Origin of the sequence: Acinetobacter seifertii (assembly GCF_000368065.1) — a bacterium.
GTDB classification, from domain to species: domain Bacteria; phylum Pseudomonadota; class Gammaproteobacteria; order Pseudomonadales; family Moraxellaceae; genus Acinetobacter; species Acinetobacter seifertii.
Window position 1 is genome coordinate 120,569 of sequence record NZ_KB851199.1, and the last position, 13,819, is coordinate 134,387.

Annotated in this window: 10 protein-coding genes; 1 reads left to right on the forward strand and 9 read right to left on the reverse strand. The window is 38.4% G+C overall.

What is annotated here, in order from left to right; translation table 11 throughout:
• Positions 1–31 precede the first annotated feature (31 nt).
• The 7 genes from F985_RS05540 to F985_RS05570 form a co-directional block, all read right to left on the reverse strand.
• Positions 32–793, reverse strand: coding sequence for a tRNA threonylcarbamoyladenosine dehydratase (locus tag F985_RS05540; RefSeq protein ID WP_004698695.1), 762 nt, complete (start codon positions 791–793; stop codon positions 32–34).
• A gap of 329 nt (positions 794–1,122) precedes the next feature.
• Positions 1,123–3,879, reverse strand: a complete 2,757-nt coding sequence (acnA, locus tag F985_RS05545) for an aconitate hydratase AcnA (RefSeq protein ID WP_004698696.1) — start codon at positions 3,877–3,879, stop codon at positions 1,123–1,125.
• Positions 3,880–4,003: 124 nt separating this feature from the next.
• On the reverse strand, positions 4,004–4,816 hold the full coding sequence (locus F985_RS05550) for a TatD family hydrolase (RefSeq protein WP_004698697.1): 813 nt from the start codon (positions 4,814–4,816) through the stop codon (positions 4,004–4,006).
• Positions 4,816–5,757 (reverse strand): RsiV family protein, encoded by a 942-nt coding sequence (locus F985_RS05555; RefSeq protein ID WP_025469054.1) that lies wholly within the window; start codon positions 5,755–5,757, stop codon positions 4,816–4,818. The genes F985_RS05550 and F985_RS05555 overlap by 1 nt, the downstream gene beginning before the upstream one ends.
• An 87-nt stretch (positions 5,758–5,844) precedes the next feature.
• Complete coding sequence (locus tag F985_RS05560) at positions 5,845–6,687, reverse strand: hypothetical protein (RefSeq protein WP_004698703.1); 843 nt, start codon at positions 6,685–6,687, stop codon at positions 5,845–5,847.
• Positions 6,688–6,756: 69 nt separating this feature from the next.
• Positions 6,757–8,349, reverse strand: coding sequence for a peptide chain release factor 3 (locus F985_RS05565; protein WP_004698705.1), 1,593 nt, complete (start codon positions 8,347–8,349; stop codon positions 6,757–6,759).
• Between the two features lie 227 nt (positions 8,350–8,576).
• Positions 8,577–9,440: a heme oxygenase-like domain-containing protein gene (locus F985_RS05570; protein ID WP_004698707.1), complete on the reverse strand. Its 864-nt coding sequence runs from the start codon at positions 9,438–9,440 to the stop codon at positions 8,577–8,579.
• Positions 9,441–9,770: 330 nt separating this feature from the next.
• Here F985_RS05570 and F985_RS05575 point away from each other — a divergent pair, with 330 nt between their 5' ends.
• On the forward strand, positions 9,771–10,343 hold the full coding sequence (locus tag F985_RS05575) for a TetR/AcrR family transcriptional regulator (protein ID WP_025469055.1): 573 nt from the start codon (positions 9,771–9,773) through the stop codon (positions 10,341–10,343).
• A gap of 170 nt (positions 10,344–10,513) precedes the next feature.
• On the opposite strand, the gene F985_RS05580 is transcribed toward F985_RS05575, so the two are convergent.
• Both F985_RS05580 and F985_RS05585 read right to left on the reverse strand, forming a co-directional pair.
• Entirely contained in the window at positions 10,514–11,077 is a 564-nt protein-coding gene (locus tag F985_RS05580) for a TetR/AcrR family transcriptional regulator (RefSeq protein WP_004698713.1), read from the reverse strand.
• Between the two features lie 607 nt (positions 11,078–11,684).
• Entirely contained in the window at positions 11,685–13,739 is a 2,055-nt protein-coding gene (locus F985_RS05585) for a bifunctional diguanylate cyclase/phosphodiesterase (RefSeq protein ID WP_004698714.1), read from the reverse strand.
• Positions 13,740–13,819 lie beyond the last annotated feature (80 nt).

Consider the following 13,819-nt stretch of genomic DNA (forward strand, 5'->3'; position numbering starts at 1 on the left):
CATATAAGCGCATGCCTTTTCAATATTTAAATTAGGCTTTCTTTAAATCAAGCTTTTTCAAAACTTCAGCCACAGCAATCATGGCAAAACTTGAAGTCACCACTACTGCGGAACCATAACCACCACAGCGGAGGCCAGCTGATGGGCAGACGTCTGCACTAGAAAATGGGTTGTCGATAGAATAAACACAAGTAATACCAAATTTCTCTTTTGGCTTTTTGCAGATGCCACGAGCACGAAGTTGACTACGTAGCTTAGCTAACATTGGGTCTTGTTCTGTTTTTGATAAATCAGCCACACGAATTTTAAGTGGATCAAGCTTACCACCCGCTCCGCCCGACACAATCAAAGGTATTTTATTAAAACGACAATGCAGCATTAAAGCGAGTTTTGCTTTAACGTCATCGATGCAGTCCAACACAATGTCTGGTACAGGGTTTAAAAGCTCTGTGACATTTTCAGGTGTTAAGAAATCATCAATAATATTAACTTTAATACGCGGGTTAATTTGACGACAACGCTCCGCCATAATTTCAACTTTTTCACAGCCCAAAGTTGATGTCATTGCCGGTAGCTGACGGTTCACATTTGATGCTGCAACCACGTCCATATCTACCAGCGTGATCTCGCCAATACCTGTACGCGCTAAAGCTTCTACCGCCCAACTACCAACACCACCAATACCAATCACCATCACATGACTTTTTTCATAGTGCTGGAACGATGAATCACCATAAATTTTGGCTACACCTGCAAAACGGCGGTCATATTCATCTTGTTGGAGATCGGTCATTGCTACTCTTTGAGGGGATATAAAACACGGGGAGTATTTTACTGCTTTTCAAAACCAAATTGCTACTTGGCACTAGCCAGCTATCTGATTGGTGCCAAAGCCATTCACAGCCTGTCGAGCATCGACAAGATACTGTTTTTGCAAAACGTAAGATACTAATTAATATTGAACAGGTTCTGTGAATGGCAATGGTTTTGCCTACTTTTGCCGAAACAAAAGTAGGGTTATGAGCTACTGCTATTAGAATTTTTTACGGGAGGACCCCGTCGTGATAATTCTTCCAATACCAACCAATAAAAATATTGATTGGTATTAATCTCAAGACAACATTAACCAGCAATCAAATTCCGCAGTACATAATGCAAAATACCACCAGCCTTAAAGTACTCCACCTCATTTAACGTATCAATTCGACATAACACATTAAAATGGCTGGCTACTCCATTTGGCCCTTTCACATCAACTTCAAGAATTTGATGAGGCTGAATACCATCCGATAAACTACGGATTGAGATGACCTCATGACCAGTTAAGTTGAGGGACTGTCTAGTTTGTCCATCAACAAACTGGAGTGGCAACACCCCCATACCCACCAAGTTTGAACGGTGAATACGCTCAAAACTTTCGGCAATCACGGCTTTTACACCTAACAAGTTCGTTCCTTTGGCAGCCCAGTCACGTGAAGAACCCGTTCCATATTCTTTACCAGCAATAATCACAAGCGGCGTATTCTCTTGTTGATAACGCATTGCTGCATCATAAATGGCAAGCTTCTCACCACTTGGTACATGAATAGTATTACCGCCTTCTTCACCGCCGAGCATTTCGTTTTTAATACGAATGTTGGCAAAGGTACCTCGCATCATGACTTCATGATTACCACGTCGCGAACCATAAGAGTTGAAGTCTTTTGGCTCAACACCTTGCTCTTGTAAATATCGGCCTGCCGGACTGTCTTTTTTGATATTACCTGCTGGCGAAATATGGTCAGTTGTTACCGAATCACCTAGCACTGCCAAAATACGTGCCTGTTCAATATTTTTAATCGGTTTTGGCGGTTCACCAATCCCTTCAAAGAACGGCGGATGGCGAATATAAGTCGAGTCATCAGCCCATTCGTAAGTTTTACTTTTTGGAATCTGAATCGATTGCCAGCTTTCATCACCATCAAATACTGCAGCATATTCTTTGTGGAACATGTCAGTATTTACTTTTTGCAGCACTTCATCAATTTCTGCTTGGCTTGGCCAGATATCTTTTAAGTAAACAGGTTGTCCATCTTTACCTTCCCCGATGGGTTGCGTCGTTAAGTCGGTACGAATATTACCAACTAAACCGTAAGCAACTACCAAAGGTGGCGAAGCAAGCCAGTTTGTTTTAACTAATGGGTGTACACGCCCTTCAAAGTTACGGTTACCAGAAAGTACAGACGCTACGTTTAAATCATGACACTGAATTGCATCTTCAATAGGTTCAGGTAGAGGACCTGAGTTACCAATACACGTTGTACAACCATAACCCACCAAGTTATAGCCCAACTCATCTAAATATGGCGTAAGCCCAGCAGCCAACAAATAGTCCGTCACAACTTTAGAGCCGGGTGCAAGTGAGCTTTTTACCCATGGTTTACGCTGCAAGCCTTTTTCAATGGCTTTTTTAGCAAGTAGACCTGCTGCCAGCATGACACTTGGATTAGAAGTATTGGTACATGAAGTAATTGCTGAAATAACGACATCGCCATGATTTAAAGGATACTTTTCTCCATCAATTACACAAGACGGGCTTTCATGCTGAATATTGGCTTTGGTCGCTTCTACAGCCGTACCACCACCGCCTTCATTTTCCAAACGCTCTTTAGCTTCTTTTACAGGCTTTAGATTTAACTCCATTAAGGCATTAAATGTTTTAGGCACTTCTGACAACAATACACGGTCTTGTGGGCGTTTTGGACCAGCTAGACTTGCCTGAACCGTACTCATATCTAAACTTAACGTATCGGTGAAAACTGGTTCATCGCCAGCATTACGCCATAAGCCTTGCGCTTTGCTGTACGCTTCAACCAATTCAATACGGTCACTTTGACGACCAGTTAATTTCAAATAGCCCAAAGTCACTTCATCGATTGGGAAGAAACCACAAGTCGCACCATATTCAGGTGCCATATTGGCAATAGTTGCGCGGTCAGCAAGTGGTAAGTCGGCTAAACCGTCTCCATAAAATTCTACAAATTTACCCACCACACCTTTTTGGCGAAGCATTTGAGTAATAGTGAGCACCAAGTCGGTCGCTGTAATCCCTTCTTGTAATTTACCTGTGAGTTTAAAACCAATCACCTCAGGAATAAGCATAGAAATAGGTTGGCCTAGCATGGCAGCTTCTGCTTCAATACCACCAACGCCCCAACCCAATACACCTAAACCATTAATCATCGTGGTATGCGAGTCTGTACCGACCAAGGTGTCAGGGAAAGCAAAAGTTTGGCCGTTATCTTCACCGAGCCATACTGCTTGAGCTAAATATTCTAAATTGACCTGATGACAAATACCTGTACCCGGAGGCACGACACTAAAGTTATTAAATGCAGATTGTCCCCAACGCAAAAATTGATATCGCTCACCATTACGTTGCATTTCAATTTGAACGTTTTCTTCAAAAGCCTGATCATCGGCAAAATGGTCAACCATCACAGAGTGGTCAATGACTAAGTCTACAGGTGATAACGGATTAATTTTTTCAGGGTCTCCACCCGCTTGTGCCATTGCTGCTCGCATGGCAGCCAAGTCAACCACAGCCGGAACACCAGTAAAATCCTGCATTAAAACCCGTGCAGGTCGGTACTGAATTTCTTGATCTGAACTACGGGTTTTTAACCACTCTGCTAAAGCATGAATGTGTTCGGTTTTAACGCTATGCTGATCTTCAAACCTTAATAAGTTTTCCAACAGTACTTTTAATGATTTCGGCAGTTTGGCAATCTCACCTAGCTTTTTCTCGGCTTGGCTTAAGCTAAAAATCTGATAATTGCTGGAACCTACTGTTAGCGTCTGTAGAGCATTAAAACTATTGATATTGCTATACTTAGCCATTGGGTTATCCTCCCATGTCTGGCAATGTTATTTTTCACGTTTTTACATGTTGTTTTCTTACTTTAAGCTTCTTTTCTAATCGCTGTGTTTTGTTTTAGTTAATATTTTTAATCTTTGATTTTTATTACGATAATTTCAAAGCAGATAAAGAGTTTTTCCACAGTTTTTCGGCTAAATCTGACTCAGCCATATTTAAATTTTCGGCCAAACTTTTGAGTACAAACGGTAAGTTTACAGGAGTATTGCGAGTACGCTGCTCAGCAGAGGTTTGACAGCAAAGTGGTGTCATATCCGGGCAGTCCGTTTCTATTACCAAATGCTCGGCACCTATAGCTTGCACAACGGTATGAAGCTTTTTCGCATTTGGGTTAGTCACTTGTCCCGTTACACCAATTTTAAAACCGAGTTTAATTAGCCCTTTTGCCTCTTCTACACCACCACTAAAGGCATGTGCAATTCCACCGAGTTTAAACTTATGCGCTTTTAATAATGCAAGCACATCGCCATGTGCTTTTCGAATATGAAGCAGCACTGGTTTTTGGTATTGCGTTGCCATTTCTAACTGGTCAGCAAAATACTGCTTTTGCTTAGCATATATATCGGGCTGCTTATGTTCTTTCAAGAAAGTATCTAAGCCAATTTCACCTACGGCTACACACTCTTCTTGCTGTAAAATTTGTTCAAGATGAGAAAGATGCTCTGGCCTATGCTGCTCGATATAAAATGGATGCAACCCCGGTGCTAAATAAGAAGTCGGCACATTATCCCACTGCTTAAGCTGGTGATGGGTTTGCAATAATTCATCAAAGCGTGACTGCAAAAAGCCAATTAACACCAAAGCATCTACACCCACTTTCTTAGCCTCAAGGGCTAACTGTTGCCGATCTTCATCAAAATCGGCAACATCAAAATGAGTATGGGTATCAAACAAATGCATTAGCTAGTACTTTTTGCAACGGGAGCCGAAGCTGGTTTGGCTTTAGGCTGTGGCAAATATTCTTCTTTCAACACATCTTGCAATTGGTCATATGGAATGACTAAACGAGGCAACCCAACCACGTAAGGCCCAATTTCGTACTCACCATATTGAAGAATCAAACCCTGATCACCTAACAAGAAGTTCTCTGTAAGTTTAAATGGCCAAGCTTGTTCATATTCACTCACACTATTGGCAAGCTTTGAGTCGGTCACCCAAACTTTAAATACTTCATGGGCTAACTTTTCTAAAGCCGCTTTTTTCTGCGGGCGTAATAAGTCTTCAAGCTTGATGTGCTTTTGTTCTTTTAAATCAAAATTATAATATTGCTGTGCTGCCGAACCATGTGCACCACCTAAATAGCTACTGCTATTAACGACAACGGTTACCACTTTACCTTGTGACTGTATAATTTTAGGTTTCACTAAAAGGTTAATTTGATGATTATTACTTAGCGCTTTTAATTCGTTGTCTAAGCCAACAAATGAATTTGCATAGCGCTGAACTTCAACATCAAAACTATCTTGTTGGTTAGCAGCAGCAACCGCAGAGGCCTCTGTATTTTTATCAGTTTTTTCTGCTTTTTGATCTGGCTTCGCAATTTCAAGAATCTGACCAAGTGCTTTTAAAACTTGTTGGTCAATAATCTTATCAATGAAAGGATAGTTACTTTGCAGGCGCTCTACTCTAAAGTCTGGGCAAGTTTTACCACTACAGTCTGGCAAAATCACCTTGCTAGGAACTGTTTCCCCTTTTAAAGTCAGCTCTACAGGCTTTTGCTCAACCACGGCGGGTTTTTGCTGATCTTCCGATTCTTTAGGATCACTTTTAGGCTGACATGCCACTAAAAATAATGCAGAAGCAAGTAGCGTTAAACGGAACGAGGCCTTAGAAGTTAACATCATATTTTGCCTTTATTCTGAGAAGATTATGCATAACTGATATGAAGTTAGCGCATCTATAAGTAGGTTGCAAATTCTGCTACCAACTTAGAACATTTGTTCATAAACCTCAGGTTGTAATATTTTTTTAGTTTGCTCTGTCGTTAAATAAATATCGAGCTGAGGAGCATCTTTGGTAATCTGATTTGCCTGATAATGCAAACCTACACCTTCACCATCAAAGAACCAGTCTGCTTGTCCCCAATATAAGGTTTTTGGGGCGTCTTTTTTAACATCAGCGCTTTGCTTTTTGAGCCAGTCTTGATAAGCAGTTTGCACGATTTGATGCACAGTGGCTTGTTGGTCTTTTTGAAGTACATCAAGCAAAGTTAAACTTTTATGCAACTTACGGTCAGCCACGAAAAAATAATAACGATCTTTTATCGTGACTTCTTCCTGTTTACTATCCAACCCTAATTGCAATAAAACATACTGATTACGCTGTGAAGCAATGCGCGTATGAATGTGTAACTCATAGGCACGGTTTTTAGAATATTTATCTTGCCATTCATCAGACTTTTTGACGTAAGCATTTACTGCTTGTTGCAAGCTCAAATCTTTTTTCAAATCAATTTGAGTCTGAATGACTTTCGCCTGATTTTTTTCAATCCAGCTATTTAACCAAGTATCTTGAGTTTTTATCGTTTGAATATCGACATCAATACAGTTTTTCTTTTCACAAAAAGGCACTGCATAATTCGCTTTAGTTTCGGTCAAATTTAAATAAGGTAGTACCTCTGCTTTCTCAGCAGAGTGATCTTTAGTAGAAGCTACATTTTTTTGAGAGGATGATGAGGACTGAGTACCCTTCCAGACAAATACAGAAATAGCAGAAATTAATGCTATGGCTGTAACTACAAGCGTAATAATTGCTTTTTTACTCAAATTCATTTCATCATCCTTTCTTATTTTTCAAAACAAAACAGCTTCTATTCGAAGCTGTTTGTTATATTTACATGATTAGTGTTCACGAGTGTTACGGAACTGAATGTCAGGCCAACGCTCTTGCATAATCTGCAAGTTCACTCGGCTTGGAGCAAGATACGTTAAGTGACCGCCACCATCAATTGAAAGCTGGTCGTGTGCTTTTTTCTTGAACTCATTAAGAATCTTGTCGTCATCACAATGAATCCAACGCACAGTATTTACACTTACTGGCTCGTAAACACAGTCAACTTTATATTCTTCTTTCAAGCGGTAAGCAACAACGTCGAACTGAAGCACACCAACTGCACCCACAATCAAATCATTGCTAATTTGCGGCATAAACACCTGAGTTGCACCTTCTTCAGACAACTCTTTCAAACCTTTTTGCAACTGTTTTGACTTTAATGGGTCTTTCAAACGTACACGGCGGAACATTTCTGGCGCGAAGTGTGGAATACCAGTGAAGTGCAAGTTTTCGCCACTAGTGAAAGTATCACCAATCTGGATAGTACCGTGGTTGTGTAAACCAATAATATCGCCCGGCCATGCTTCTTCTAAATGCTCACGCTCACCAGCCAAGAAAGTCAATGCATCACTAATGCGGACTTCTTTACCAATACGCACGTGGTTCATTTTCAGGCCTTTCTCGTATTTACCTGAACAAATACGCATGAACGCAATACGGTCACGGTGTTTAGGGTCCATGTTGGCTTGGATTTTAAATACAAAACCAGAGAAACCTTCTTCTTTCGCTTCAACCACACGCTCTTGCGTTGGGTGAGCTTTAGGTTCAGGTGCCCAGTGCATAAATGCATCTAGAACGTGGTCAACACCAAAGTTACCTAATGCTGTACCAAATAGAACAGGTGTTTGTTTACCTTGTAAGAAAAGTTCGCGGTCTAATGGCTCATTTGCCATTTGTACAAGCTCAAGCGACTCTTCAAATGAAGCCCAAGCTAACTCACCTACTTTTTCACGAATATCGGCATGGTCATAACCATCACGCACTTCAATATCTGTAATCGTTGAACCAAAACCTGCTTTGTACACATACAATTTATTTTCAAGAATATTGTATACACCAGCAAAGTCACGACCCATACCAAGTGGCCATGTAATTGGTACACAACGAATGTTTAAAACGTTTTCGATTTCGTCTAACAACTCAAGTGGTTCTCGAATTTCGCGGTCCATTTTGTTGACGAAAGAAATAATTGGTGTGTCACGCATACGACACACTTCCATCAATTTGATGGTACGCTCTTCGACACCTTTTGCACCGTCAATTACCATGAGTGCAGAGTCAACTGCGGTAAGCGTACGATAAGTATCTTCCGAAAAGTCTTCGTGCCCCGGTGTATCGAGTAAGTTAATCGTGTGACCTTTATATGGGAACTGCATAACAGACGTGGTGATCGAAATACCACGTTCTTTTTCCATTTCCATCCAGTCAGATGTAGCTGCACGGTCAGATTTACGGCTTTTTACCATCCCTGCAACCTGAATCGCTTTACCCCATAACAACAGTTTTTCTGTCATGGTGGTTTTACCGGCATCGGGGTGGGAAATAATAGCAAATGTGCGTCGTTGAGCGACCTGTGCCGCTAACTCATCTTTAAAACTCATGAAATACACCTACTGCGGAGATTGCAGTGCCAAAGATCTAAAGTCGATCAAAATAAAAATTGGCGTAATTGTAGCAGATTTATAGGTACTGTTTAGAGATTGTTGAGTTGTCTGCCCGTGTTTTCATGTCGGGAATATTTTTCGTGAAGCCCTAAAGAACTCATAGCATTCACCATTAAAAAAGCCTGTTCAATATAAACAGGCTTTTTATGAATAAACTTAGAAACTTATGCCAATTTCTTTTCTTCAATAAATTGAACATCGGCAATTTGGGCATCCCAAAATTCAGTCCACAATGCACAATAATCAAGACATAGTTTGGTTAAACTTTCATAGTCACTTGGAGTAATCGCTTGTGCTAATGCAAACCACAAGTCGTCTTGATGGTCATCATCAGCAGCTTCAGCCGTTTCATCTGTTGAAACACCATGTACGTGATAATATCCCCCACCCTCAACATCAATATTTACAAACTTGGTTGCTTGTCTTAATGGTGGGCTAAAAAGAATGACTTCTTCTTCTGCTACGGCCAATAAAGCCACAACTTTCATATAGCTATCATAAGAATCTTCTAAGAATGTTCTTACCTGATCTGAAATTTTAGAAGGTTTATAATTACGGCGGTCTGCCTCAGTCAAACCATAATCATTTAATAAATCTTCATATAAAGGATAATGTGCATATTCAGGGTTCCCTAAATAATAATTATCTTTACCTAAACCCGGTCTAAAACCGAATTCATCCAATATATTTAAGCTTAATAACACCCTAGGAAACATTTTAGCGCCAGAGTGAAGCTTTGGTTCCAACTGCTTCGTGAGAAACTGTGCCTGTAATAAAGCATCAGTAAAAATTTGTACGATGGCATGACGATATTCTAAATGAATACGTGTCAGGGTTTGTTTATCAAGATAACCGTTATTTAATATTTCAATGGCTGGATGATGACTTACTGGTAAATGTGCAATTCTATTCCTTAACTGTTTGAGAAATTGTAAGTTTTCTTCCCACTGTTGGGCAGAAATACTGTTTTTCATACCTTGTAATGCTTTTTGTCTTGGATTATCAAAGTCTTCAAATTTTTTTGACATAATCATTCTCAATAAAAAGTTTTTCTTATAGTTAAGCTGTGGGTCATCCCTCTATTTCCATTTTGCACTCATTTGCTAAAAGGATAAATTCCGTATACCCATACTTAACGATCCGATATTATGTTCATTATCTCAACAAATCAATGGATTAATTAATATTATTTAAAAAAGTAAACTATTGCCAATAAAATATAAAAATTCATAATTTTTAAAATAAACCAAACTATTGAATAAATATGATTTTTTAAATATCATAAAATAAGTTTTATTTAAGCTTTCATACTTTACAATAGCAAAGTTAATCAAAAAATATCTATGACGGGGCAACCAATGTCAAAAAGAGAAACGATTATAACAACAGCAATGACCCTTTTTAATCAAAAAAGTTATACCTCTATTGGTATTGACAAAATTATTGCTGAATCCAATGTTGCAAAAATGACGTTCTATAAGTACTTCTCTTCTAAAGAGATTTTAATTGAAGAATGTCTTCAACGACGGATTTTAGAGGTTCAGGCGTCTTTATTAGACAAAGTTAACAGTGTAAACAACCCATTAAATAAACTTAAAAGTGTTTTTAATTGGTATATCGACTGGATTAATACTGAAGATTTTAATGGATGCTTATTTAAAAAAGCGACCATTGAAGTACTACAAATGTATCCATCTGTTAAAGTTCAAGTTAATAAATACCGAAACTGGATTTACAATGTAGTCTTTGAAATATTTTCAGATTTAGAAATTGAAGATCCAAAAGTTCTAAGTAGCCTTTTTCTTAATATTATAGATGGACTTATTATTGATGCCACCATTAATAAACCAGAAATTAACCCTGAAGAAACATGGTCTTATATAAACAAACTAATTGAACTCGAAACAACTCTGAGATGTGCAGCTGCTTAAATAAACTTAATAATTTAGTTTATTTATATAAGCAGACTTGCTTCTTCTCTTAATCAATATAAATTAGGCCGATATGTACTTGCTACATAACGGCCTTAACTTTATATAACTTTAATCCTTTAAATATTCCTTAATAAAAATATAGTGTTAGGTAAGCTTATTTATTTTAATTAATCACTCATAAAAATACTCTTTAAAATATACACCAGTAACATATCTCGCGTATCTCCCCTGTTTGCATCGAGTAATTGCATAATCACCCCATCGATTACAAACAAAAACATATAAGCATCTTGTTGGGTGGCTTCTTTCTTTAGGGTTAAAAGCAAATTACAGATTTCATTAATGAGCCAATATCTATACTGCACCACCACTTGATAAGCTGTCGGGTAGATTTTTTCAATTTCAAAAATAGCTCTAAATAATAAGTAATAGTTGCCATTTAAATTGGTATGTAAAAAGAAAATCTTCTTGAGCTTTTCACGTAAGGCTAAATCTTTTTGTATGTAAATGATTGAGTGTACTTGCTCTTTTAAGGAATCTTTTTGAAAGTTTAGGCACATTTCAACCAGCCGCTGTTTAGAGTGGAAATAGTTATAAAATGAGGCTTTCGGGACCTCTGCCTCTCTCGCAAGTCGATCGACACCGACGTTGTGAAAACCATGTTGACTAAAAAGATAGCGAGACTTATGCAGCGCACTTAACGCGCGAAATGAGAGATCTGAATATGGCATATATGTACCGTTATAAATTAATTTGTTGTTGTGTCTAAATGAGAGAAAGCGGCTGCAACTTTTGCTTTAGGCAAAAAAAGCATGCAAAAGCCCCAAAGATGGCCCTAACGCATCTCAAGTTTTATTGTTCATATGATTTTTTAGTCGTGACGAACTAAAGTCTGAAAACTCAAAAGTAATCAAACCTTGTTAAAGACTAATCTGGTGGTATAAAAATAGTATGCATAGCCAACTCCTTATATTTGGAGTTCTGCCAAAGCATTAATTTAGAATTATGGTGGCAGAACGAGCAAGGGTTCGCAGACTGATAGTAAAGAATCAGCACACCCGAAGGTGTCCCTCACTCGTCCTACCGCAACGAGCGAGGGACGATTTACACACAAGACTACTCCTCAGAGGGAATAATCTGATGCCTTTACTAATCGGTCTGCGACAACCGGCTGGCAATGTAGGCCAGCAGGCAAAGGATAATCTGAGAGTTTAGAAGTGTCAATGTGGAATTTATGCCAAGATTTTAAATTTCTTATTGTTTTTCATTAGATTAACTAAATTATTATTTTAGATATTATATATAAAAGTATTTTTTAATTTTAAGCGAATGTCTAGATTAAACAAAATGAGCGCCTTGTGACTGGATCAGTTGCCCTACATTTACAGGCATACCCAACAAATAACCTTGGAACTGCTGACAGCCTAAACGCGTTAAAATTTCGACTTGCTGCTGAGTTTCTACCCCTTCGGCTGTTACGGTTAAACCTAACTTTTTTGCCAAGTGAATAATACTTTCTAAAATGACTTCTTCTTTTGAACCCGGTTTTAAATCGACAATAAAACCACGGTCAATTTTAAGCTTATCGACTGGTAAATCTTTTAAATATAAGAAGCTTGAATGCCCTGTTCCAAAGTCATCAATGGCCACTCGAATACCCATATCACGTAGTCGCTCACAAGCACGAATGCTTAAGTCGATATGTCGCATTGCTGTTGATTCGGTAATTTCAACAGTAAGGTGATGAGGCTTAATTTGGTATTTTTTTAACAGGCTTTCGAGGGTACTAAAGAGCTTTTTATTTTCAAACTGTAAGGCCGATAAATTGACTGCAACTGGATAAAAATGAGTATTATTGCGTTCCCATTCCTGAATTTGCTGGCAAGCTTGTTCAAGCGCCCAATATCCCATTGGAATAATTAAACCTGTCTTTTCTGCACCGCCAATAAACATGTGTGGTGTAAGCATACCTAACGTTGGATGGTTCCAGCGAATGAGTGCCTCTACCCCGCAAATTTCAAGATTGGTATTAAACTTCGGCTGGTAATAAAGAACAAATTGCTTTTCGTCGACTGCTTTGTATAAATCGTTGATCAGTTTTGACTGACTTCTTGTTTCTTGTTGATGAGTAGAATAACTAAAGACGGTATAAGTGTTGCGGCCTTGCTCTTTAGACATCAGCATTGCTGCATCGGCATTCATAAGTAAGTCTTGAACATTTTGCCCATGTTCAGGAAACAGTGCGATACCAAGACTCGCTGAAATGTTAATTTCTTTACCGGAAATTTGATAACTTTCTTGAATGAGCTGCAATACTTTTTCAGCTAAATACACCGCTCCATCGGTATCGGTATTTTCAGCTATTAATAAAAACTCATCACCACCAATTCTTAGCAACTTGCATTTTTCACTAAGCTGCCAATGTAAACGGTTCGCCATCTGAATAAGGAGTTGATCTCCAATATGATGTCCAAATGCATCATTTACCGATTTAAAACGATCTAAGTCTATATAAAGAAAAGCAATTTTTTGATCTTTATAACGATGATCTGAAAGGAGAACTTCGGCGTAGTCAACTAAATATAGTCTGTTTGGTAGCTTAGTTAGATTGTCTTGAATGGAAAGATTGGCGAGTTCTTTATTGGCTTTTCGGAGTTCCAAATTTCTCTGATTGAGTCGTTGTTCCAGTACAGCAACAATAAAACTCGCGACCAGCACCAAACAGGTGACTAAAATAATGGTAAACAGCAGCAAATCATGTTCAGCCTGATACTGGCTTACAAATTTATCGGTAATATTTGTCGCAATAAGTGCCGTATAGTGCATTCCCATAATGCTTAAAGTCATCATGACTGCAAAAGCTAGTTTTAAACTTACGCGATTACGGTCACTTTCTTTTAACTTATAGGCTAGTAAGAAAGCCAAGCCCGAGCCACTCATGGCAATTAATACAGAAAATAGAATTAGGAATGAGGTGTAATCTTTCTTATAAAGATCAATATTCCAACCCAACATACTCACATAGTACGAAGCGGAAATACCAATTCCCATAATGACTGAACTTAAAATCAGTCTCACTAAAGGTAAGGTATAACGAGAAGTCAACCAAATTGAGATACACGAAAGTAAGGCACTAATACCATAAGAAAGTGTAATTAATGGAACATTCGAGGCTGAAGTTTCAAATATGTGGTAAGCATTCATACCAACAATATGGACAATACTAATGGCTGCTCCGAGCAATAAACCATTCAGTATTAAAATAAGAGGCTCAACTTTCCTATAAGCTTGCTTAAATATTAACTGCTCCATGGAAATCACAATATAGCAAATAACGCCAGCCGCAATAAAAGAGCCGACGATCAATGTGCTATCGTAATCAACATGACCCATACTGGACTTCCATGATTATTCAATACTTTTTTTTATTTTGTTCAATTCATTGCACAAAATACAATTAAACACGTTAAAGA

Excerpts from the sequence above, each read along its gene's own strand:
- F985_RS05540 (WP_004698695.1), bottom strand. The coding sequence starts at position 793 with ATGACCGATCTCCAACAAGATGAATATGACCGCCGTTTTGCAGGTGTA.
- acnA (WP_004698696.1), bottom strand. The coding sequence starts at position 3,879 with ATGGCTAAGTATAGCAATATCAATAGTTTTAATGCTCTACAGACGCTA.
- F985_RS05550 (WP_004698697.1), bottom strand. The coding sequence starts at position 4,816 with ATGCATTTGTTTGATACCCATACTCATTTTGATGTTGCCGATTTTGAT.
- F985_RS05555 (WP_025469054.1), bottom strand. The coding sequence starts at position 5,757 with ATGTTAACTTCTAAGGCCTCGTTCCGTTTAACGCTACTTGCTTCTGCA.
- F985_RS05560 (WP_004698703.1), bottom strand. The coding sequence starts at position 6,687 with ATGAATTTGAGTAAAAAAGCAATTATTACGCTTGTAGTTACAGCCATA.
- F985_RS05565 (WP_004698705.1), bottom strand. The coding sequence starts at position 8,349 with ATGAGTTTTAAAGATGAGTTAGCGGCACAGGTCGCTCAACGACGCACA.
- F985_RS05570 (WP_004698707.1), bottom strand. The coding sequence starts at position 9,440 with ATGTCAAAAAAATTTGAAGACTTTGATAATCCAAGACAAAAAGCATTA.
- F985_RS05575 (WP_025469055.1), top strand. The coding sequence starts at position 9,771 with ATGTCAAAAAGAGAAACGATTATAACAACAGCAATGACCCTTTTTAAT.
- F985_RS05580 (WP_004698713.1), bottom strand. The coding sequence starts at position 11,077 with ATGCCATATTCAGATCTCTCATTTCGCGCGTTAAGTGCGCTGCATAAG.
- F985_RS05585 (WP_004698714.1), bottom strand. The coding sequence starts at position 13,739 with ATGGGTCATGTTGATTACGATAGCACATTGATCGTCGGCTCTTTTATT.